This is a genomic window from Arthrobacter sp. zg-Y1116, assembly GCF_024385485.1.
GTDB lineage: Bacteria > Actinomycetota > Actinomycetes > Actinomycetales > Micrococcaceae > Arthrobacter_B.
Genome location: NZ_JANFLR010000002.1, coordinates 263,947 through 284,496 on the forward strand (window position 1 = coordinate 263,947; position 20,550 = coordinate 284,496).

Genomic DNA, 20,550 nt, shown 5'->3' on the forward strand with positions numbered 1-20,550 from the left:
GAATGCCGGATAGCGACGCAGGGTCGGCTCTACCTCTTTGGCACCGCCGCCCCTCATTGCGGCTCGTCGGGAAAGAAAAGGTCCTCGATGGTGCAGTTGAAGACGCCGGCGATCCGAAAGGCCAGCGGCAATGACGGGTCAAAACGTCCGCGTTCGATGGAGATGACGGTCTGGCGGGATACGCCCAGCTCGTCAGCGAGCCGCTGTTGGGACCAGGCCAGGCGCTGACGTGACTCATGCACCAGGTTCTTCACGTCAGCCTTTCCACCGCAGCACCAGGTACCGGATGCCGAAGGAGGCGAAGCCCAGAGCGATCACAGCTGGAAGGACGAGCTTCAGATCGATTACCAGCTCCCGTGGGATGAAGGCCAGAACGGTAGCCGCGACCCCAAGCACCAGGATCAGATCCATGAAGGAACCCGCAGCCGCCTTGTCGATCCACCCGGATTCGACGGAGTCGTCAGGCCGTTCGGTTGCACCTATCAAAGTGTTTCGATCCACGACCAGGAGATAGACCAGGGCCACAGCCGGCATCGCGATGCAGGCAAAAAAGACCCAGAAGCCGAGGGCAGGATTCGGATCGGTGATGCCGAGCAAGACAGACAGCAAACCTCCTGCTGCTCCAAGGGCTAATCCACAGGGAACAGCGATGGCTGCGGCCGGTACGCGGCCGGTTCCGAACTTGGCATATCCCCACTTTGTGCGGGTTTGCTCAACGGACATTGCCGGCCTCCTCGGATGTACAGCTCGCTTTACACGTCTAGTTGGCTTTACAGGTTTGCCGCTGTCAAGAGTGTTGAGGCGGCCCCGGATCTCGGACTTAACCTGGCGTGTGGCAGAGACTGCCATCCGTCACCGGCACTGTACGATCCAGTGATCTTCTCTGGTTAGTAACACTTGGCACCGAGCCGGACATGTAGAGGTATGGGGACAACACGAAGCTCTAAGGAACGCGAGGCCCGCTTCGCCGCGCTCTACGCGACAACATACGGTGACGTCCTGCGCTTTGTGCAGCGCCGGACGGAATCGCACCGGGCCGAAGACGTAACCCATGAAGCCTTCATGGCAGCATGGCGCCGGCTGGATGACCTGCCTCGGGAGCCAGGGGACGCGCGGGCATGGCTGTACGGCACGGCCCGCAACTGTCTGCTCAACGATCAGCGTTCCCGTGCGCGCCAAGGTGCCCTTGAGGTTCGGATAGCCTCCCATATCCCGGAATTCATTGATCCGGAGGACGACTTGGTTGCCCTCCAAGTGGACCTGGCGGCCGCTTGGAGCAGGGTCCGGCCCGAGGACCGGGAAGTGCTGTCGCTCGCAGTGTGGGAAAACCTGACCTCTCCGCAGGCCGGCCGCGTACTGGGAATCTCTGCGGCCGCCTACCGTATCCGTCTCCACCGCGCACGCCAGTCCCTGCACCGTGCCCTTCGGCACCGGGCGCCGGACTACTCGACCTTGGAGGAATTGATATGAAACCCGATACCTATCTCAGGGCCCTGCGCACGCTGGACCCGGCACCGCGTTCCGCACCGGACGGCGAATCCCGACAGCGGTACGAGACGGGACTGCAGCAGATCCTTGCCACCGATCCCACAGCCGGGGCGGGCACAACAGCCGAACGGATCGAGCCGGCCCCGCGTCGGCAGCACCGGCGCACCCGCTGGATAGCGGTACCGGCCGTCGCGGCGGTCCTGGCGGCCGCCGTCGTACTGGCCCCGAACCTGCTTAGCGCGGAAAATGCTTACGCTTCCTGGACACCCGTCCCTGAGACCCTGACCGACGCAGACCTGGCCACCACGGAAAAGGCATGCCGCGAGCAGGGCCTGAACATCGACTCTCCGTCACTCGACATCGCCGAGCGCAGGGGGGAGTGGGTGGTGCTCCTTTACGCCGGAGCGAACGATACCTCCGCGGACTGTCTGGCGCATGTGCCGGTAGGCAGCGGCCGGGCGGACGACGTCGCAACCTCGGGCAACGGCGGAAAAGGTGCAGTGCCCGTCGGGGATCAGTTCACGCAGGGTCCCATCACCGAATACAACGACCGCAGGACGCTGATCAGCCGGCCGCGGCCTACGGTTTCCCTCACCCAGGGCCAAATCGGGGACAACGTTGTCGGCGTAACCATTCACACGGCCGATGGGCAGCAGGTCCAGGCCTCCCTCGAAGACGGCCGGTACGTTGCCTGGTGGCCGGGAACCGCGTTCGGTTCCGAGCTTGAGGGCAACGGCGGCCCCGCACCTGACCTCGCCTACACCATCACCCTTCGTGACGGGACGGTCCTGCACGACGCCGAACCCACCAGCCCCTGAGGGGTACCTCCGTACGGGTACCAGGCCCTTCGTACGCATCGGCTAGGTGGGACGGTCCAGGATGCTCAGTGCCCGATAGATGGTTGTGTGGATAGGTGCAGGGGTATTGTGCTTCGCGGCGATACGGGCGAGGGCGCCGTTTTGTTCTTCGAGTTCGGAAGGGCGTCCCGCGATGAGGTCGCGCTGCATGGAAGCGGTGCTGTCGGGCGTGAATGCGTCGTACTGGGCCATTGTCGTTTTCACGTCATCCTCGGTGAGGTTCACTCCAACCGCTGCGGCGATCGTGGCGACTTCACGCATGGCGTCTTCAACTAACGTCCGCGTGCCCGGATGGGTCCGCGTTTCACCCACGTTTTTACGGCACAGCGCTCCGATGCCGCCGTAGGAGGCAATGAGCATGAACTTCCGCCACAGGTCGGTGGTGATGTCGTCAGAGATACGGGTGCTGATGCCGGCTGAAATCAAAGCGGCGGCGACGGCCTTTACCCGAGCAGTCGGGGTGCCGTTGAGCTCGCCGAGGGTGACGGCAGGATTCCCGCCCACGTGATGGACGTGCCCGGGTTCGACGAGGTACGAGATGATCATGCACAGCCCGCCGAGAGCGTGCCCGCTTCCGGCGGCGGCTTCGATCTGCTCGGATGCGGTGACACCGTTCTGCAGCGGCAGCACCGGGGTATCGGGTCCGAGGAGCGGCAGTGCGGTTTCCACGACGGCGCGGACCTGGCCTGCTTTGCAGCCTAGGATGACGGCGTCGCACACCCCGATGGCTGCAGCGTCCGTTGAAACACCGGCCAGCGCGATGAATTCATCCCGTCCGTCGCCCGAGGTGAGGTGAATCCCATGGTCGGAAAGGGGATCGACATGGCGGGGCGTAACCAGGAGGTGGACGTCGTGGCCTGCCCGGGACAGGGCGGCGGCGAAGTAGGCGCCGACTCCGCCGGCGCCGACGATTCCGATCTTCATGATTGTGTGGTTGGTAGGTTGCGCATGCGGCTAAGGATAACCATGACGGGAAGGCAGTCGCTCCCCACCGGAGCATCACCGCCCTACCGAGCTTTCCTCCGGGAATGACATCGGCAATGTGGCAGACTCTGCGGATGCCACTTATTCAGGTACTTAACGCCTCGCCATCCACCACCGAGAAGAAGCGCCAGCTGCTGGCAGCGCTTACGGAAACTTATGCCCGGGTTATGGAGATTCGGCCGGACACTATTCGGGTTGTTCTTCACGAGCTGCCCCGTGAGAATTGGTCGGTCGCCGGAGTGACCCTGGCGGACTCCGGCCAGGATGAATCCGTCCGGGCCGGCTGACGACAGTCGCCGTTCCCCACCGGCAGCGGATGCGTCCCAGCCCGTTAGGGCCAGTCGACCGGGTACGGCGATTCCATTTCCTTCGGCCGACTGGAGCGCTCGGACTCTGAACTATCCACCCCACCTTGGGCGGCCGCTAAAGAATCCTTCGATGGGGCACAGATTCAAGGTTTAGAGGTGCTTCTTCATTTTCGTGGTCACTATTTCGTAACCCATCGATTCGTAGAGTCCTCGGGCGCCGTGGTTGAATCCGAAGACGCTGAGTCCAAGGGTGTGGGCGCCTTGGGAACGCGCGTAGTCTTCGGCCAGCTTCATTGCCTTCCTGCCTAGCCCTTTGCCGCGATGCTCCTCATCAACGACTATGTCCCACACCCACCAAGAGCGATGATCTTCAGAACTGTCAGTTCCAACCCAAAGGTAGCCAATGGTTGTGCCGGTACCGTCAAGAACATCGAACACGGCATTATCTGTGGTTGGAATGTTCTCAGGAAACGCGGCATCTAGGCTCTCATAAGCGCGCCGATGTGCCTCTTGCGGGGATTCGCCTGTCGTAATGAGATCAGATGCGTATTCAGTGCGGCTTCGTTCCATCCAGGCAGGGAATTGTTGGGCGCGGAGAGGGACGAGCTGAACAGTCATTTGATCAGCTTGACAGTAAGATGCAGGAGCGGCAAAAGCCGTTACCGAGATCCTCGCGGAGAGATTGAGAGCGTCTCACGAGCGATGGAATCAGAGACAACTGCGACGAATCCATGGCGCGGGAGGAACGTCTGCTCTCCCAGTACAGTGGCCACCAACGGCACCTCGGACTGGTCATTGTGCCCTTTCGGAACGGCCGGGCAGTGGAGAAGCCCCCGGAGACAGGGAATGAGTTATGCGGCTGCCGTGGGTTATCGTTCCCGGATGATGTTTGAAACCGACCGCCTTGAAGCCCGCCACTTTGTGGAGAGGATCTGGAGGACTTTGCAGCGCTCTGCGCGGATCCGGCGGTCATGCGGTTCGTCGGTGACGGGACGACATTGGACCGGTTCGAAGTCGCAGGATGGATTCAGGTCTGCAAAGAAAAGTATGCGAAGCGCGGCTATGGCACCTCAGCCGTCTTTGAACGGGACAGCGGCGAATTTGTCGGCTATTGCGGCGTCATCCGTGCGCCCGGCCAGGACTTCGACGAACTGATATACGTTTTCCATCAAAGGTTCTGGGGCAAAGGTTATGCCACCGAAATTGGCCGGTCGATGCTCGCCTACGTCTTTGAGGTCTCTCATCTGGAGTTCATCTCCGCGACGATCGATGCCGGTAACGAGCAGTCGAAACGGGTAGCGCGCAAGATCGGAATGGCGGAGCGGCCGTTTCCCGACGACGAGGTGAGCTACTGGACTATCGATCGCCCTGACGACTAACGGTCCTGGCCCTCGACGCCGATAGCCCCTTGTCTCTTCCCCGCCGCATGCAACGAAGAGCGGTACCGCACCTCCGTCAGGGTGGAGCCGGAGAAGGACTCTTCTTTGGTTGCTCCGTCCGGGGACATTCCCCTTCGTTCGTAGAAGGTTCTTCCGCGCTGGTTGGAATCCAGCACCCACACCGAGACAACGGTGTGTCCGCTTTCGCGCAGCTGGTTCAGCGCTGCCTCCCACAAGCGGCGCCCGACTCCCGTGCCGACAAATTCCTCCAGGAGGTAGAGGGCCGTGACCTCTCCGACCTGAGGGTCGGCGTCGTCGTCGCTGCTGCTGTCCGCATGGGAAAACCCCACGACGTTCGAGCCGATCACGGCCAAATGTGGTTGCGGCACCCGCCCTTCATGGATCATTCGCTTCCATCCCGCAGCTCTCCGCTCAATGTCCAGTGCGTCGAGGAGGGAATCGGGCATCAATCCGCGATAGGCCCATTGCCATGCGTGGACATGGACGCGAGCGAGGTTGTGGGCGTCATTTTCGGTGGCTCGGCGGATTTCAACGGCTGGCATGGGCATTAGTCAACAATGAGAAGGCTATTTGCGCTAGGAGTTTCTTTGGCGCACAGGGGGATATTGCCGCGGGCCCATGATTGGACGGTTGCGCCATTAGTTAGGGTGTCTAAAGTAAGGCCGTCCCACGGGCACAAAGTGACAGTGGTCGGCACACTCCGGTTTTCGGGTACCACCATGGGGGAATCAGCATGAACAAGCACGTCGTCGCACCTTGTCTTGCAGCGCTGCTGCTCGTTACGGCCTGTGCTCCGTCGTCGCAGGATCCAGCCTCTTCAACCGACGGGGCCGATGCGTCCCCGTCCCGGACGTCCGCCCCTGTTTCGGCGAGCCCCTCCCGGACACCCGAGCCCACCGCGACTGAGCGGCCAACGCTGGGCAAGCCCGCCTCCTACGAGGAAGGCTTTTCCTACGCGACCGGTGCCCTACCGGCGCGGTGGCTGAGCCAAGCCGGTTGGTACGCCCAGAAAGGGGCCGGGGCGGAGGTCATCGGTGACCTGACTGCCTTCGTTGAGCAGGATATGCAGACCCGGGACCAGACCCTCGTGGTGACCGACAGCGCCGGCGACATCCTGTATCGGTCGCCGTCCCTCGGACTGGACCCGGAACAGCGCGTCGAGCCGTCCCTGGACCGGGTGCGGCAGAACGGGCAGGAGTTCTTCACGTTTTACCAGATCGGCGTGCCGCTCCAGCCAGGCGCCGGTCAAGGTGCTGCACCCGTTGCCCAGTTGATCGTCGTCGACGCGGCGGGGAAAGCAACGGCCGTCGAAGAGGATATGACCGGCTACCGTCCGACGTCGACGCATGACGGTAACGGTGCGCTGGCCTTCACCGCCACCGACGGCGGCCTCGGCATGCAAAGCGGCGTCGCAGCCGGCCCGGACAGCGCCGGTTTTGTCCGGGTGCTCAATGCCGAGATAGGACTGCTGGAACCGATTCCGGAACTTGAGGGGCAGTCCTGGCTGGCCCGGATCGACGGGGTGGACGTGTACCGCTCACCCCGGGCAGCGAACCCGCAGCAGGGTCTGCCGGAGGCAACGCTCAGCATTGGCGAATGGTCGATGACGTTCGCGGACCATCCGTCCGGGTCCATCGTCTTCGGCTCCACGTTCGTTTCCGTCCGCAAAGTGGACGAGACGTGCGAGTCCGTCGACGTGCACACCGGGCAACCGGTTGTCTTCGAGGGCGCGGCACAGGGATGCGCCTTCCCGGCGGCCCGGCTGCCCGGATACGCAACAGCGGCCAGCCCGAATGGTGAGCTGCATCTGATGCACTGGCAGAACGAACAGGGCGTTGACGCGCAGTGGGTGGTGAATCTGAGGACGGGGGAGCAGAAGCGGATCGACCCGGCGTCAGACTTTTACCCCGCCATGGTCTCCGACGCGGGCGAGGTGTACGGCAGGAACAACGCCGGGGATAGAACCGGGTACCTGAAGTTCCCGGAGCAGATGGCGCCGCAGTTCGACGAGGCGAAGCGTGACCTCCCCACGGCGATCACCAGTGAGGGCCTGGCAATGTTCAAGTACGAGGACCTGCCGACCTATTTCGCGCTGCCGGTGGACTAGCGGAAACCTGGCTCAATGGCAGGCGACCGGCTGCTGCTCAAACCTGGTGGGCCCCACGGGCACGTAACCGCTGAGCTCGTTGCCGTCGGCGTCGACCTGCACCGTGTATTCACTGTCTTCAACCAGCCGATACCCGTTGGGGGTGGAGGCGCCGCCGACGGTGAGCAGCCCGCCGGACGCGGTCCATTCCAGGGTGTAGTTGCCGGCCTCGATCGGCCGGTAGCCGTCGTCGCTGTTCCACTCACCGGCCAGCCTGCCGATTCCGTGGCTGCCGACCGCGTAAACCTTGCCGCTTCCTGACATGAGGAAAGCGGACTCACGCACTGCGGCGCGGCAGCCCTCCGGTCCCTGGGGATCCAGAATGAAGCTCTCGGTCCCTGCGTCGAGCAGCGATCCGACGGCGATTCCGACTCCCGCGACGGCGGCCGCCAGCAGTGCCGGAACGGGGGAGTGCAACCGTGGATTTTTGCGGTCGCCGACGCGGTTCCGAGAGCCGAGCCACCGAATCGCCACGGCGGCCAGCAGCAGCGCGGCGGCCGCCGGCCAGGGGCTGACGACGTGGGAGCCGATCACGAGGATCCAGCCGGTGGCAGATGACAGGACTAACGCAAGCCCAAGCAGCAGGCAGGCACCGGGCACAACAACCCGCAGCGCAACTGTCCGGTAGCGAGGTTCGTTGGAGTCCACCGGTTACAAGCTTTCCCGGAGCCACGCGTTTGCCCGGGCGACCGCTTGCCCGATCTCGTCCGTGGGCCGGCCGTTCAATAACGCGAACGCGACTTGCTGCAGCCGGAAGGTGTTCCGCCGGATGGCAGCACGGCGCACTTCCGCGGAGCCGGCGATCAGCGGCAGCTTGTCCCACCCGTTCCAGACACCGATGCAGGCAAGATCCGTGGAGCGGTCGCTCCGGGACGCCAGATCCCAATCCAGTACCCCGACTATGCGGTTCCCTTCCCAGAACACGTTGTGCCCTCCGAGGTCTCGAAGCTGGCCGGGTTCGCCTTCCCCTGCAGGGCACGGTCCGCCGGGGAAGCCGATCGAGTCCGGGACGCTGTCCACCAGCTGCTGCAGCTTCCGCATGGCGGCCGCCGTGTCCGGGTCCCGTGCAATTCGAACGGCGGCGGTGCCGTCCAGCAGGACCACGGTGTGGGCTGACCCTGTGTCCGCAATCGAGCGGGGCGCTGCTTGGGCAGCGGGCGGCAGCCCTTCAACGGCGGCATCCACGAGGGTATGTAGTGTGCGGCTCTCGATTGTCCCCATGGTCCGAACCTAACAGGGTGGTCAAACGGCCCTGGGACGCTACTCTGATCCGGGCCCCGGCCGACTCACAATCAGACCCGTTACGGTCGGTCCGCAGCCGCCCGCTGGCGCCCGGCATGGGAGCGGGCCTTCATGCGGTTGCCGCAGACGGCCATGGAACACCACTTGGCGGTGCCCGGCCGGCTCCTGTCGATGAGGAAGAGGTTGCACTCGTTGTTGGCACAAGGACGAAGACGGCCGGGAAACTCCTGGACCACACGGGACCAGGCAAGCGCCGCGCGGAAGGCTAGCCGCTCGTCCTCCGGCGCCCGGACTTCCCAGCGGAGTCCCTGCGGAGTGACCCGGGGGACCAGGGCGCCGTCGCCCAGCGCTGTTGAAAGGCGGGACAGTGCGTCATTGGATTCCCGGACGGCGTCCTGCAGGCACTCCCGCATCCGTCGAAGATGTGCAAGCTCGGCTTGAGAGCCCGTGCCTCCGTAGCGTGCAACGAACTCGACGCAGGAGGCGCCCGCGAGTCCATCCGTGGGACGGCCCGCGACAACGGGTGTGCTGTTCAGCAGCGCCAGCAGCAGGTCTTCATCCTCGACCATCGGGTTCCTTTCTCGGAGGACGGCACACTTTCCAGGGGTTACGCGGGTGCGCTGAACGAGTTCCATGCTACCGTCCCATAACCAGTAAAACGATTGTTAGGGGTTAGTCCATGGTTGCCGTCCATCACCGCACCGTTTCCGTCAACGGGCTAGACGTGTTTTACCGCGAAGCCGGCCCCGTGGACGCCCCGGTGCTCCTGCTCCTGCACGGATATCCCACCAGCTCGCACATGTTCCGCCACCTCATCCCCAGGCTCGCCGAACAATACCGGGTGATCGCCCCGGACCATGTCGGCTTTGGCCGCTCGTCAGCGCCGTCGGTCGAGGAGTTTACGTACACTTTCGACGGGCTGGCCGAGGTGACGCGTGCTTTCCTGGCTGAACTCGGCGTGGACGCCTATACGGTCTACACCCAGGACTACGGCGCCCCCATCGCCTGGCGGCTGGCCCTGGCCAACCCGGCAGCGGTGGAAGGGGTGATTTCGCAGAACGGCAACGCCTACGAAGAGGGTTTTGTGCCCGACTTCTGGGCTCCCATCTGGGCCTACGGTGCGGACCCTTCGCCAGAAAACAAGGCGGTCCTGCGTCCGGCCTTGGGCCGGGAGGCAGTCGAGTGGCAGTACAAGCACGGCGTTCCGGACCCCACCACCGTGGACCCGGACGCCTGGGAGCACGATCTGGCGCTCCTGGCCCGCTCCGGCGTCGACGAGGCCCAGTTGGCGCTCTTCGGCGACTACCACACCAACCGGGCACTGTATCCGGCGCTCCACGAATGGCTGCGTTCCACCCAGGTTCCGGTGCTTGCCGTATGGGGGCGGAATGACGAAATCTTCGGTCCGGCCGGAGCCGAAGAGTTCCGCCACGATGTCCCCAAGGCCCGCGTGGAACTTCTCGACGGCGGCCACTTCCTCCTCGAGTCACACCTCGACGAGGTTGCGGACATCATTCTCGACTGGCGGTCCGGGTTCTAGCCGGCAGCGCCGCGGCACGACGACGGCGGGGCCGGGCCGCCGTCGTCGGAGAGCCCCACCGTCTACGATTCCCGGGGGAAAGAACCATGAGAAGAGCTACCGCCGTCCCTGTTTTCGCGCTGCTGCGGGTGGGCGAGGACCTGGAGAACGGACCGTCGAGGACGCGGTCGCCGGCGTTGCTCGGCTGCTGTGCGGGCTGGGATCTGCGGCCATGAACCCGGCATGACAAGATGGCCTGCATTGCTGTGTCTATGAGTCCCAGCACTCACCAACCCTGAAGGAGCTCCGATGCCCGCTTCCGAAATGCGTTCGAAAACGCTTGAATACTCCCCTGCAGAACGGGACGTCGCACGCATATTCTCGCGGACCGGACTCGAGCACCTGCAGGCGCTTGCCGCCGGTGAGGTTCCCGGCCCGCCGATCAGCAGCCACGTGGGGCTGCGCCTCGTCAGCGTAAGCGAGGGGGATGTGGTGATGACGGCGGAACCGGACGAATCGCACTACAACCCGATCGGGTCCGTCCACGGCGGCTTTTTCGCCACCGTCCTGGACTCCGCCTGCGGCTGCGCCGTGCACTCCACGCTGCCGGCCGGCGCCGGCTACACCAGCCTCGAACTCAAAGTGTCCTTCCTGCGGCCCGCCACCGCGAACACGGGCACCGTCACCGCCCACGGATGGGTGACCAAGGCCGGACGCAACGCAGCGTTTGTCGAAGCGGACCTGCGCGACGCCGCCGGCCGGGTTCTCGCTACAGCGTCAAGCACCTGCCTGGTGGTGGGTCCCGAGCCGTCGGGAAGTTGAGCCGGCGGTGAGGGAGACGGTGACGAGGACGGCGCAAAGCAGCACCGATGTCAGCAGCAAGACCAGATAGGCCACCGTTACCAGCACCGCGACCGGTGCCGTTTCCCAGACCGCGGAAAGCGGCATCGAACTCAGGCTGTTGAAACGAGGAATACCGCCCGGCTGGTAGCGGACAACCTCCGCGGAAGGGTCAATGCCGGAACACGCACCCTGGAACTGCTGGGCCCGATGGCCGGTTCCCTTGCCGGTGGAGCACTGGCCACCATCGATGTGGCCCTCCCGGTCGCTGCAGGCGGCGCCGTCTTCGTTGCCTGCACCGGGTTGGCACTGCTTCTGGTCCGCAGCGGCGAGGAAATGCCGCCCGAAAATGCCGCAGCGTTGGTCCCGCGAATAGGCTAGCCCGCCTGCACCATGGCCCGGTGAAGGGGAGCACGACGACGGCGTATCCGCTCCTCCTCAACCGTCAGGGGAGTGGGGGGCCGACGTCGCCGGATTCCGGATCCCCAGGAACGCGACCGCCCCGGCCGCCAGGAACAGGACCGCGGTCACCAGCACCGTCTGCCGGAAGCCCGGAAAGTCCAGGGCGCCGCCGGACACGGTGCCGGCCAGCGCGATGGCAATGAGCCCGGCCACCCGCGACACGGCATTGTTGACCGCGGAGCCGATGCCGGCGTCGTCCTCGCTCAGTGCGCCGAGCACCGCGGAGGTCAGCGGCGCCACCATCAGCGCCAGGCCCAGCCCGCACAGCAGCAGCCCGGGCAGCAGCTCGGTAAGAAAGTCCAGCGGCGGCTGGACCATGAGCATAAGGAGGAACCCGGTCCCGCAGATCACCGGCCCGGCGGTCATAAATAGGCGCGGCCCGTAAATCCCGGCCAGTCTGCCGACGCGGGCGGACAGCAGCAGCATGGCCACCGGCAGCGCCAGGGCAGTGAAGCCGGCCGCCGTCGCGGAGAACCCCGCGGTCTCCTGCACGAAAACGGTCACGGCGAAGGTCCCCAGCGAGAGCCCGGCGTAAGCGCCCGCAGTGACCACGTTGCCGTAGCGGAAGTTCCGCGCCCGGAACAGGGACAGCGGCATCATCGGTGCCGGTGCTCGGGCCTCGCGCAGCAGGAACAGCACTAGGGCCAGCAGCCCTGCGGCCAGGGGAACGACGACGGCGGGATGCCCCCAGCCGAGCCGCTCCTGTTCGATCAGTGCATAGACAGGACCTGCCTGTCCGGCAACGGCCAGCACAACGCCGGGCAGGTCGAACGCGGCCCGCCTCGGTCCGCTGCTCTCCGGCAGGCCGGTCATCAGCAGCAGGCAGGCGGCCACCGGCAGGACGTTTACGGCGAAGATCAGCCGCCAGCTTCCCACGTCCACGAGCACTCCGCCCAGAAGCGGGCCGATGATCGCGGCCGTGCCGGTCCACGCCGTCCACCTGCCGATCGCGGCGGCCCGCGCGGCGTCGCGGTACGCCGTCGTAATGAGCGCCAGCGAGCCGGGCACCAGCAGTGCGGCGGTGATGCCCTGGATGCCGCGGGCGAGGATCAGGACGCCGGGTGCCCAGGCCAAGGCGCAGGCGAGGGAGGAGACCCCGAAGCCCAGGATGCCGATCCGCAGGATCCGCAGCCGGCCGAAGGAGTCCGAGAGTGAGCCGGCCAGCAGGATGAACGCCCCCAGGGTGAGTAGATAGGCGTTCACGGTCCACTGCTGGGTGGGCAGCCCGCCGCCGAGTTCTCCGCTGATGGCCGGCAGGGCCACGGTGACGATGGATCCGTCGAGGAAGGCCACGAAGGTGGCGAGAATGGCGACGGCCAGCAGCCGGGTGTTACCGGAGGGGCTGCTGGCCGCGCTGGTCATGAACGAATACTAAGGTGCCGGGCTCACCCGGTCCCACAGCTCGCAGCCGTGCTCGGCATCGACGGTCGCCGTCAGGCCAACCGCTATTCCGGCCGCTGACCATGCGCGCCCGGATAAGGGCCTTTACCTGTTGTGGAACGGCAAAAGCGTGGACCTGCAGGCAAAGGGGGGGGCTGCCAGTGCCTCGGCCCGCGGGGGCACTGGCTAACTCTCTGAGGGCTAAGTAGATTCACGACTCACAAATCCGGTTGCCTCGTGCAGGACCGGCGAGAAGCGTCGGCACGCAACTTAGCAAACTAGTCTGTTTCTAGGAGTCCACCATGGTTTCACCAGTTCAGATCGCGACTCGTCCGACTCGGACCGTGAGTGCCTACGCCGCGATATCGCCCACTGATCCGCTCGTCGCTACCACGATTGAACGACGCAGCGTTGGCGCGAAAGACGTACTTATCGAGATCGCCTACGTGGGGATCTGCCACTCAGACATCCACACTGTTCGGGGTGACTGGGGGCCGGTCCAGTACCCGTTGACGGTGGGTCACGAGATCGTCGGGGTCGTCAGCGAGATTGGTGCGGACGTCACACAGCACCAAGTCGGCGACCGCGTCGGCGTGGGGTGCCTCGTCAACTCCTGCCGTGAATGCGCCAATTGCCGCGCGGGTGCAGAGCAGTACTGCCTCAACGGCAACACCGCTACCTACGGCGCCGTGGACCGCGACGGCACTATCACCCAGGGTGGGTACTCCACGCATATCGTCGTGGTGGAGGACTTCGTGCTGAGTGTTCCGCAGAGCATCCCGTATGAAGCGGCCGCGCCCCTCTTGTGCGCCGGCATTACGACCTATTCACCACTGGCGCACTGGAATGCCGGCCCAGGCAAGAAGGTAGCCGTCATTGGGATGGGCGGACTCGGTCACATGGCCGTAAAGATTTCACATGCCATGGGAGCGGAAACCACGGTTCTCTCGCACTCGCTTAGTAAGCAGGAGGACGGGCTGCGGTTCGGTGCTGACCACTACTACGCCACGAGTGACCCGGCTACATTCGAAACCCTCGCCAACACCTTTGATCTCATCATCAACACAGTGAGCGCGAAGATCGACGTGGATGGCTACCTCTTACTGCTCGGCCTCGACGGAACCATGGTGAACATCGGTGCGCCGACGGAGGTACTGCCGGTACAGGTGTACACGCTGTGCAGCAACCGGCGCTCGTTCGCGGGCACTGGTATCGGCAGTATCCGTGAGACCCAGGACATGCTGGACTTCTGCGCCGAGCACGGCATCGCACCCGAAATTGAACTCATAGCCGCCGACGCCATCAACGATGCCTACGAACGTGTTCTCGCATCCGATGTTCGGTACCGGTTCGTCATCGACACGGCGACACTTCCGGCGATCTAGGCGGGCAGCAAGCTGCCGCACACGTTCGCAGCGGGCGCCTTCGGCGCTCATGAATCTGTCCGCAGTCAGCCGGCGTTGACGACCGCACGGCAGCTGCGCAGGAAGGACGCGGCGAGGTTATCGCCGTCGGCGTCAAGGTAGCCGGCAACCATCGCACCGCCGTGAAGAAGCATCAGGTCCTGGGCCACAGCGTTCGGGTCGGCGGGAGCCAGGGGACGGACAATTTCCGTGTACGCAGCCTTGCACCATTCGCGGTGGTCCTTGATGGTTTTACGGACCGCACTGGCGGGATCCGGATATTCTGCCGCGGCGTTGATAAAGGGGCACCCGCGGAATCCGGGTTCGCACGACATCGTGCCTAAGTGTTCGGCAATGAGTTGGAACGTCTTATCGGCATCTCCGCCTGCATGTTCCATTGCAGCGCCGATTCCCTCGCGCTCAATCTTTGCCCGGCGTTCCAGATGGGCCACCACCAGGTCGTCCTTGCTTTTGAAATGCCGGTAGAAGGTCACTTTCGTCGTGCCGGCACGGTCGATCACCTTGTCGACGCTGACCGCCCGCAGCCCCTCGGCATAGAACAGCTCAGTCGCGGCTTCGACGAGTCGTTCCCTCATCGATACCTTCACAGCCTCTGCCATGGTTTCCTTCCCGTTGCCCTTGCGTGTCCCCGTGATCCACATTACGCTCCTTCTAAGTAGAGTGACTGGTCATTCTACCAGCCGCGAAACACCTTCCAGATGACGGTCGGGCGGCTTCACCACCGATGAAAGGACAACCGAGATGTTCAACAATTCACCCCGATTGGGGTCCGCCACCGATTCCGCCGCCGCCGAAAACCAGGCCGAAAACCAGGGCTTGCCGACCATAGTGCTTGTGCACGGCGCGTGGGCCGATTCCTCCAGCTGGGTGCCGGTGATCAACGAACTCCTGCACGCAGGATTCCCTGTCCGGGCCGTTGCGAACCCGCTGCGGGGCGTGGAACATGACACGGCCTACCTGGCCAGCTACCTAGCGGCGGTCGAGGGTCCCGTGGTGCTGGTGGGCCATTCGTACGGCGGTGCAATCATCACGAACGTCGATACGAGTGCCTTCGATGTGCGAGCCCTCGTGTACGTCGCGGCATTTATCCCGGTTGCGGGGGAGACGGTCGGCCAGCTGGCCGCTCAGTCTTCGACCCCGCTGCCCCTGGTGACAGTCGAGACACCGGGCGGGCCTGAGGTGCACATCAGCCCGGAGGGCTTCCGCGAAGCGTTCGCCGCCGACGTCGACCAGCGCACGGCAGGTGTCCTCGGCATCGTCCAGCGTCCCGCCAACGTCCGGGCGGTCGCGGAACCGATCACCCGGGAGGCCTTCCGTACCGTGCCCGCCTATGTACTCGTCACCACTGCGGATCGGGCCATCGACCCGGACCTGCAGGGGATGATGGCGCATCGTACCGGCGCGGCCGTCATCGAGGTCGAGGCCTCCCATGCCGTCATGGTCAGCCATCCTTCGACCGTCGCGGGCCTCATTCTCCAAGCGGCGACGTCGGCTGTAACCGTCCGATGACCCCTCACAGGCCCCCTTCCCGCTTTCAAACACTTCAAACAGAACGGAACATCATGACTGCATCAACCATCCAGGCCCCACCGGCGATCTCGCCGGTCCTCCGGAAGCTGTACTTCGTCCGCTTCGGATTCGCTATCGTCTGGGCAGTCCTTATTGCCCTGACCGCTTCCACCCTCGGACCCTTCAGCATCGCCCTGCTCATCCTCTACCCGCTGTTCGACGTCGCGGCCGCCGTCGTCGACCACCGCGCCTCCCGCGCCACCCGTCCCGGCCCGCTGCTCCTGGTGAATATGGCGCTCAGCCTGCTGACCGCCGTCGCCCTCGGCGTGGCCGTCACCTCGGGAGTGTCCGCAGTACTGGTCGTCTGGGGTGTGTGGGCTATTACTGCGGGCGCCGTCCAGCTCGCCGTTGCCGTTTCCCGCCTGCGGCTGGGCGGGCAGTGGCCGATGATTCTCAGCGGCGGCATCTCCACCCTCGCCGGCACCGGATTCATCCTGATGTCCGGCAGCTCCTCGGCGGCCCTCACCGGCGTCGCGGGATACGCCACCCTCGGCGGCGTGTTCTTCCTGCTCTCCGCGATCCGGCTGCAGCGTCTCGCCAAGGCAGGCACGCGATGACCGGGACAGTTACGGACGTTATTGTTATCGGCGCCGGTCCGGTGGGGGAGAACGTTGCGGACCGGATAGTTGCCGGCGGCCTGAGCGCGGTGATTGTCGAATCCGAGCTGGTGGGCGGCGAATGCTCCTACTGGGCATACATGCCGACCAAAGCGCTGCTGCGGGACGCCGCCGCCCTCCGCGCCGTCCGGCAGCTGCCCGGGGCCGCCGCGGCGGTAACCGGCACGCTCGACGTCGACGCGGTGCTGGCCCGCCGGGACCGGTTCGCCTCGAACTGGAACGACGAGGGCCAGGTCGCCTGGCTCCAACAGGCCGGCATCACCCTGAAGCGCGGGCACGGGCGGATCAGTGCCCTGCGGACCGTGGAGGTCACGGGCCGGGACGGCACGGTCAGCACGATCACGGCGCGGCACGCCGTCGTCGTCGCCACCGGCACCAGCGCGGCGCTTCCGCCGATCCCCGGACTGGCGGACGCCGCCCCGTGGACCAGCCGTGAAGCGGTGTCCGCGAAGAAAATCCCGGAGCGGCTCGCGATCATCGGCGGCGGCGTCGTCGGCACGGAAATGGCATCGGCCTTCAGCGCGCTGGGCGCTGCGGTGACGTTGATTGCGCGCGACGGCGTCCTGCCGAGGGTCGAGCCGTACGCTGCCGAGCACGTTGTCGCGTCCCTCGGGAGCAGCGGCGTGCGGGTGCTGATCGGTGCAAGCCCTGGCGAGGTCACCCGCGATGCCCGCGGCACCGTGCACATAGCGTTGGCCGACGGCGGGATTATCGACGCCGACGAGGTCCTGGTTGCGACGGGACGCAGGCCGAATACCGGCGACCTCGGGCTTGAACGCCTCGGGCTCGCGGCCTCCGGCTGGCTGAACGTGGACGAGACGCTCCGGGTGGTCGGCCCCGACGGGACCGTGCCCGACGGCGGCTGGCTTTACGCCGCGGGCGACGTCAACGGACGGGCGCTGCTCACCCACCAGGGCAAGTACCAGGCCCGGGCTGCGGGGGACTCGATCGTGGCACGGGCAACCGGCGCTCCTGTGGAGGACTTCCCGTGGGGGCGTCATGCGGCGACCGCCGACGTCCGGGCAGTTCCGCAGGTCATCTTCACTGACCCCGAGATTGCCTCCGCCGGCCTCACGCTGGCCGGCGCCGTCGACGCCGGGCTCCGGGTCCGTTCCGTGGAATACGACCTTGGATCGGTTGCCGGTGCCTCCCTGCATGCCGACGGCTATACCGGCCGGGCAAGCATCGTCATCAAGGAGGACACCAACACGATTGTCGGGTTCACCGCCGTCGGACCTGACGTGACCGAGCTGGTGCACGCCGCAACCATCGCAATCGCCGGGGAAGTGCCGATCGACCGGCTCTGGCATGCGGTTCCGGCCTATCCCACGATCAGTGAAGTCTGGCTCCGGCTCCTGGAGACCGCCGCACGGTAGACAACCGTCCCACGTGCCCGGACACTTCAACCATCCCCACCCCCGAAAGGAAAGAACACCATGCCCACCAAGATCACCTTCGTCATTGATAACCCCGCGGACCCCGACGCCTTTGAGGCGGCCTACAAAGGCATCGCGGACAGCGCCAAGCAGCTCCCGAAGCTGCTCCGCTACGAGGCAGGAAAGGTATGGCCGAAGGAAAACGGCTCGCCCACGCCTGCCCACCGGACACTGGACCTGTACTTCGACACCTATGAGGACGCCTCCGCTGCCGTAACAACACCTGCGGCCGCGGACCTCTTCGGTCAGCTGAAGGCCACCGGGACCACCTTCATCGCCCTGTTTTCGGAGGTGGAAGAGAGCTAGGCGGCGCACGGTTTGCCCGCCTTGATTCTTATCCGTCTCGGGTCGATGCCCGTGTTCCATCACCGGAACACGGGCATCGGCTTTTAACCTTTGTGCCCATCCGCTCCTCAGGCCGGAGCCGCCCCGTAGTAGGCTTCGGGCCATGGGAAATCGGCGAAGCACCAGTGAATCGGATTACCGGATGTACTCCCGCCCGGTGCCTGGCGAAAGCGGGGACTGGGTGGAAGTGGTGGATGACGGCGGGGAACCTCCGCGGGTGTCCAGTCGTACTACCCATACCGAAGCGGAGTTCAGTGACGCGGACGTTGACGGCGCCGCTGCTCAAGGGCCCCTCGGAGTGGCTGCTGCCCCCAGGAGCCGGTTCAACCCCTATCTCTGTGCCGCGTGGGCGGTTGTGGCGATGATGCTTGTCCTTGGACTGATCTGGCTCTCCGGCAACCTCCAAATCACGTCGGCCATTTACGGCGGCGGCAGTGCAGTCACGAGTGCCCAGGACGTAGCGATGATGAACTTCCAGATGATGGGTGTGTATCTGCTGCCCTTCGGCCTGGCCGGTGCCCTTGCGCTGCTGATGCTTCAGGCTGCCGGCTACCGTCGCGAACGCCGGGTCTAATTCAGATCCTGTCTCCCACCCGGGAGACTGCTACTGCTGATCCGCCGGTCCGCCCGTTATCGATAGGTCTCAAAGTGTCAAAAGCGAAAGAAATCCCCGGTGTGCAGCCGAGCGAGAGCCTCGTTCCGAAGGTGACCAGTTCGTGGTTGCTGATGGGCATGCTGGGTGGCCCGGGCATTGGGCTCATCCTCGCAGGTGTGGCTATGGACGAGACTGAGGGCAGTCCGGCAGAAGAGTTTTGGTTCGTATTACTCCTGGTTTTTCTCCTCGCTGCGCTTGTGGGTCTTGTGGTCGCGATCCCGCTTATCGTGAAACTCAGGAAGGCAATATCAGCAGCCAACCGGAACATCGCCGAATCCCTGCGGTGGCAATACGGGTTCACCGTTGACCGCCCGAAAACTTTGATCCTGACCGGCAATTCCACCATCCGGCTAAATCCCTTCGACATACCGGCGACCGACACTTACGGGCGGGCGGTCAATATCCGAATCAGCCCGGATGAAACGGGTACCAAAGTGGTCGCCTCCATCTGCGAGGAACATCCCACTCCAGCGGCAAACCATCCCTACGAACAGCATTAGGCCGGACTAGTCGGCGAGCTCATAGTGCGAGACGGTGCGGTCACGCTCCAGCAGGTACCGATCGTCCTCGGGATAGAAGACGGCCGCGCCGACGTCGTCGCCCGCGAAAGCGCGAATCGCCTCCAGGGAAACCCATAGGGAAGCCGTGACAATCTCGCTACGCTCCTCGTCCAGACTCCGGGTGAGAATCCAGGCGCCGAGGTTGCCGGCAGTGGCGCGGTACTCGTCGATCCCGGTCTCCTGAACGTATTCGACGTATGTCTCGAGGTCGTCGCTGCGGACTACGCCGCGCCACGTCCGCACAATGCGCATGCCGATCCTTCCGAAGAGGGTGGGCTGCCGGATCCGCCGGGCCCAGGGCGCAGGAGCCTAGCGCCGGCCGGGCTGGGCCGCCAGAGTGAGACGGTTATCGGAGGGTGCCATTGACGCCGACACCGCAGCGCCGTAGGTTATCGACAATCGTTAATAACGAAAGTCGATATGGGGGGGGGGACATGAAGCTGATGAAAAACACCGGCGCGCCGGCAGGCGAAAAGAGAATCGTTTCGCGAACGGACGCGACCGTATTCATGATTGTGGCGGCATTGGCCGCGGTGGTCAGCACTGCCTTTTCAATCTCCGAAATCGTCGGGTACTTCACGGGCCCGGTGACGCTGGAGCTTCCGGTCAGCGCACGGGACCAGAGTGTGGACGGGCTGACGGCCGGAGTGACAGCGCACTACACAACACTGACGGCTACGGTTCCCGCTCTTCCCTCCGGCCCCGCAGCGCTCCTTGCCTGGTCTTCGGCGCTGCACCAGGCAGGTGTGCTGGCCGTCCAGGCGTTGGTATTCCTGCTGGCCTACCGGCTCCGCAGCGCGGTCCTGTTCACCGCCGCGTCCGTACGGATCATCGGCGCCTGCGGCATCGTCCTGCTGCTGGTCGGGACGTTTAGCCAGGGCCTCTACGGAATCGCGCTGCCCCGCGTCGCGGACCTGGTCGTGATGGAGCGGCAGACGGGCGACGAACTGGTCCTCTTTGAAGGCACGCTGAGCCCCTGGCCGCTGGTGCTTAGCCTCGTCCTGATACTGGTTGCGGGAGTCTTCCAATACGGCCGTCGGATTCAGCAGGATACGGACGGCCTGGTCTGATGCCGGCGGATGATTCGTCGAACATCCACTGCCGTCTTGATGAACTCCTGGAAGCCCGCGGGATGACGTTGACGGAACTGAGCCGCCAGGTTGGCGTGAGTCTGGTGAATTTGTCGGTGCTCAAGAATGACCGGGCCAAGGCCATCCGGTTCTCCACTCTGACCGCGATCTGCAATGCGCTGGATTGCGAGGTGGGGGATCTCTTAGTGATTCCGCGTCCCGCTTGAATCTGTTTTGGTTTAATCCGT

Annotated in this window: 29 protein-coding genes and 1 pseudogene; 18 read left to right on the forward strand and 12 right to left on the reverse strand. The window is 64.7% G+C overall.

Annotation, left to right across the window (positions count from 1 at the left end; translation table 11 throughout):
• Positions 1–53 precede the first annotated feature (53 nt).
• Entirely contained in the window at positions 54–254 is a 201-nt protein-coding gene (locus NNX34_RS07955; protein WP_255765978.1) for a helix-turn-helix transcriptional regulator, read from the reverse strand.
• Between the two features lies 1 nt (position 255).
• Complete coding sequence (locus tag NNX34_RS07960; protein ID WP_255765979.1) at positions 256–609, reverse strand: hypothetical protein; 354 nt, start codon at positions 607–609, stop codon at positions 256–258.
• A 315-nt stretch (positions 610–924) separates the two neighbouring features.
• On the opposite strand from NNX34_RS07960, the gene NNX34_RS07965 reads away from it, so the two are divergent.
• Together NNX34_RS07965 and NNX34_RS07970 are read left to right on the forward strand one after the other, a co-directional pair.
• Positions 925–1,470, forward strand: a complete 546-nt coding sequence (locus NNX34_RS07965) for an RNA polymerase sigma factor (RefSeq protein ID WP_255765980.1) — start codon at positions 925–927, stop codon at positions 1,468–1,470.
• On the forward strand, positions 1,467–2,306 hold the full coding sequence (locus NNX34_RS07970) for a hypothetical protein (RefSeq protein WP_255765981.1): 840 nt from the start codon (positions 1,467–1,469) through the stop codon (positions 2,304–2,306). Before NNX34_RS07965 ends, NNX34_RS07970 begins: the two co-directional genes overlap by 4 nt.
• Positions 2,307–2,348: 42 nt before the next feature.
• Here the strand turns inward: NNX34_RS07970 and NNX34_RS07975 are convergent, their stop codons facing one another.
• Positions 2,349–3,269, reverse strand: coding sequence for a ketopantoate reductase family protein (locus NNX34_RS07975; RefSeq protein ID WP_255765982.1), 921 nt, complete (start codon positions 3,267–3,269; stop codon positions 2,349–2,351).
• 134 nt (positions 3,270–3,403) lie between these two features.
• On the opposite strand from NNX34_RS07975, the gene NNX34_RS07980 reads away from it, so the two are divergent.
• Positions 3,404–3,616, forward strand: coding sequence for a tautomerase family protein (locus tag NNX34_RS07980; RefSeq protein ID WP_255765983.1), 213 nt, complete (start codon positions 3,404–3,406; stop codon positions 3,614–3,616).
• A 171-nt stretch (positions 3,617–3,787) separates the two neighbouring features.
• On the opposite strand, the gene NNX34_RS07985 is transcribed toward NNX34_RS07980, so the two are convergent.
• Positions 3,788–4,255, reverse strand: coding sequence for an N-acetyltransferase (locus tag NNX34_RS07985; protein ID WP_255765984.1), 468 nt, complete (start codon positions 4,253–4,255; stop codon positions 3,788–3,790).
• 308 nt (positions 4,256–4,563) lie between these two features.
• Here NNX34_RS07985 and NNX34_RS07990 point away from each other — a divergent pair.
• A pseudogene (locus tag NNX34_RS07990) lies at positions 4,564–5,016 on the forward strand (GNAT family N-acetyltransferase); the annotation flags it as partial.
• On the opposite strand, the gene NNX34_RS07995 reads toward NNX34_RS07990, so the two are convergent.
• Entirely contained in the window at positions 5,013–5,579 is a 567-nt protein-coding gene (locus NNX34_RS07995; protein ID WP_255765985.1) for a GNAT family N-acetyltransferase, read from the reverse strand. The pseudogene NNX34_RS07990 and the gene NNX34_RS07995 sit on opposite strands and share 4 nt — an antisense overlap.
• A 191-nt stretch (positions 5,580–5,770) precedes the next feature.
• Here NNX34_RS07995 and NNX34_RS08000 point away from each other — a divergent pair, with 191 nt between their 5' ends.
• Positions 5,771–7,144 carry a hypothetical protein gene (locus NNX34_RS08000; protein ID WP_255765986.1) on the forward strand — a complete coding sequence of 458 codons (1,374 nt, stop codon included), beginning with the start codon at positions 5,771–5,773 and terminating at the stop codon, positions 7,142–7,144.
• Between the two features lie 12 nt (positions 7,145–7,156).
• Here the strand turns inward: NNX34_RS08000 and NNX34_RS08005 are convergent, their stop codons facing one another.
• The 3 genes from NNX34_RS08005 to NNX34_RS08015 all read right to left on the reverse strand — a co-directional run bounded on the left by NNX34_RS08005 (position 7,157) and on the right by NNX34_RS08015 (position 8,994).
• Positions 7,157–7,831, reverse strand: coding sequence for a hypothetical protein (locus NNX34_RS08005; RefSeq protein ID WP_255765987.1), 675 nt, complete (start codon positions 7,829–7,831; stop codon positions 7,157–7,159).
• Positions 7,832–7,834: 3 nt separating this feature from the next.
• Positions 7,835–8,404 (reverse strand): phosphotransferase, encoded by a 570-nt coding sequence (locus NNX34_RS08010; RefSeq protein WP_255765988.1) that lies wholly within the window; start codon positions 8,402–8,404, stop codon positions 7,835–7,837.
• A gap of 80 nt (positions 8,405–8,484) precedes the next feature.
• Positions 8,485–8,994: a CGNR zinc finger domain-containing protein gene (locus NNX34_RS08015; RefSeq protein WP_255765990.1), complete on the reverse strand. Its 510-nt coding sequence runs from the start codon at positions 8,992–8,994 to the stop codon at positions 8,485–8,487.
• Between the two features lie 110 nt (positions 8,995–9,104).
• Here NNX34_RS08015 and NNX34_RS08020 point away from each other — a divergent pair, with 110 nt between their 5' ends.
• The 3 genes from NNX34_RS08020 to NNX34_RS08030 all read left to right on the forward strand — a co-directional run bounded on the left by NNX34_RS08020 (position 9,105) and on the right by NNX34_RS08030 (position 10,766).
• Positions 9,105–9,965 (forward strand): alpha/beta fold hydrolase, encoded by an 861-nt coding sequence (locus NNX34_RS08020; protein WP_255765991.1) that lies wholly within the window; start codon positions 9,105–9,107, stop codon positions 9,963–9,965.
• A gap of 86 nt (positions 9,966–10,051) precedes the next feature.
• Entirely contained in the window at positions 10,052–10,180 is a 129-nt protein-coding gene (locus NNX34_RS08025; protein ID WP_255765992.1) for a hypothetical protein, read from the forward strand.
• A gap of 73 nt (positions 10,181–10,253) precedes the next feature.
• Positions 10,254–10,766, forward strand: a complete 513-nt coding sequence (locus tag NNX34_RS08030; RefSeq protein WP_227921193.1) for a PaaI family thioesterase — start codon at positions 10,254–10,256, stop codon at positions 10,764–10,766.
• Here NNX34_RS08030 and NNX34_RS08035 read toward each other — a convergent pair.
• The gene (locus NNX34_RS08035) at positions 10,722–10,892 is read right to left on the reverse strand and encodes a hypothetical protein (RefSeq protein ID WP_255765993.1); all 171 of its coding nucleotides are present in this window, start codon (positions 10,890–10,892) and stop codon (positions 10,722–10,724) included. The genes NNX34_RS08030 and NNX34_RS08035 overlap by 45 nt on opposite strands.
• A gap of 102 nt (positions 10,893–10,994) precedes the next feature.
• Between NNX34_RS08035 and NNX34_RS08040 the strand changes: the two genes are divergently transcribed.
• Positions 10,995–11,165 (forward strand): hypothetical protein, encoded by a 171-nt coding sequence (locus NNX34_RS08040; protein ID WP_255765994.1) that lies wholly within the window; start codon positions 10,995–10,997, stop codon positions 11,163–11,165.
• 57 nt (positions 11,166–11,222) lie between these two features.
• On the opposite strand, the gene NNX34_RS08045 is transcribed toward NNX34_RS08040, so the two are convergent.
• Positions 11,223–12,608 (reverse strand): MFS transporter, encoded by a 1,386-nt coding sequence (locus tag NNX34_RS08045; RefSeq protein ID WP_255765996.1) that lies wholly within the window; start codon positions 12,606–12,608, stop codon positions 11,223–11,225.
• A gap of 320 nt (positions 12,609–12,928) precedes the next feature.
• Here NNX34_RS08045 and NNX34_RS08050 point away from each other — a divergent pair, with 320 nt between their 5' ends.
• The gene (locus tag NNX34_RS08050) at positions 12,929–14,011 is read left to right on the forward strand and encodes an NAD(P)-dependent alcohol dehydrogenase (protein ID WP_255765997.1); all 1,083 of its coding nucleotides are present in this window, start codon (positions 12,929–12,931) and stop codon (positions 14,009–14,011) included.
• Positions 14,012–14,076: 65 nt separating this feature from the next.
• Here the strand turns inward: NNX34_RS08050 and NNX34_RS08055 are convergent, their stop codons facing one another.
• Entirely contained in the window at positions 14,077–14,691 is a 615-nt protein-coding gene (locus tag NNX34_RS08055; RefSeq protein ID WP_255765998.1) for a TetR/AcrR family transcriptional regulator, read from the reverse strand.
• A 100-nt stretch (positions 14,692–14,791) separates the two neighbouring features.
• On the opposite strand from NNX34_RS08055, the gene NNX34_RS08060 reads away from it, so the two are divergent.
• The 6 genes from NNX34_RS08060 to NNX34_RS08085 all read left to right on the forward strand — a co-directional run bounded on the left by NNX34_RS08060 (position 14,792) and on the right by NNX34_RS08085 (position 19,172).
• The gene (locus tag NNX34_RS08060; RefSeq protein ID WP_255765999.1) at positions 14,792–15,559 is read left to right on the forward strand and encodes an alpha/beta fold hydrolase; all 768 of its coding nucleotides are present in this window, start codon (positions 14,792–14,794) and stop codon (positions 15,557–15,559) included.
• Positions 15,560–15,612: 53 nt separating this feature from the next.
• Positions 15,613–16,176, forward strand: coding sequence for a hypothetical protein (locus NNX34_RS08065; protein WP_255766000.1), 564 nt, complete (start codon positions 15,613–15,615; stop codon positions 16,174–16,176).
• A complete protein-coding gene (locus NNX34_RS08070) occupies positions 16,173–17,612 on the forward strand; it encodes an NAD(P)/FAD-dependent oxidoreductase (RefSeq protein WP_255766001.1) in 1,440 nt (479 codons plus the stop codon). The genes NNX34_RS08065 and NNX34_RS08070 overlap by 4 nt, the downstream gene beginning before the upstream one ends.
• A 60-nt stretch (positions 17,613–17,672) precedes the next feature.
• On the forward strand, positions 17,673–17,978 hold the full coding sequence (locus tag NNX34_RS08075; RefSeq protein WP_255766002.1) for an EthD family reductase: 306 nt from the start codon (positions 17,673–17,675) through the stop codon (positions 17,976–17,978).
• A gap of 142 nt (positions 17,979–18,120) precedes the next feature.
• Positions 18,121–18,591 (forward strand): hypothetical protein, encoded by a 471-nt coding sequence (locus NNX34_RS08080; RefSeq protein ID WP_255766003.1) that lies wholly within the window; start codon positions 18,121–18,123, stop codon positions 18,589–18,591.
• 74 nt (positions 18,592–18,665) lie between these two features.
• Positions 18,666–19,172 (forward strand): hypothetical protein, encoded by a 507-nt coding sequence (locus NNX34_RS08085; RefSeq protein WP_255766004.1) that lies wholly within the window; start codon positions 18,666–18,668, stop codon positions 19,170–19,172.
• 6 nt (positions 19,173–19,178) lie between these two features.
• Here the strand turns inward: NNX34_RS08085 and NNX34_RS08090 are convergent, their stop codons facing one another.
• Positions 19,179–19,484 (reverse strand): hypothetical protein, encoded by a 306-nt coding sequence (locus NNX34_RS08090; protein ID WP_255766005.1) that lies wholly within the window; start codon positions 19,482–19,484, stop codon positions 19,179–19,181.
• A gap of 182 nt (positions 19,485–19,666) precedes the next feature.
• On the opposite strand from NNX34_RS08090, the gene NNX34_RS08095 reads away from it, so the two are divergent.
• Both NNX34_RS08095 and NNX34_RS08100 read left to right on the forward strand, forming a co-directional pair.
• Entirely contained in the window at positions 19,667–20,302 is a 636-nt protein-coding gene (locus NNX34_RS08095; RefSeq protein WP_255766006.1) for a hypothetical protein, read from the forward strand.
• Entirely contained in the window at positions 20,302–20,529 is a 228-nt protein-coding gene (locus NNX34_RS08100; RefSeq protein ID WP_227933365.1) for a helix-turn-helix transcriptional regulator, read from the forward strand. The genes NNX34_RS08095 and NNX34_RS08100 overlap by 1 nt, the downstream gene beginning before the upstream one ends.
• Positions 20,530–20,550: the final 21 nt, after the last annotated feature.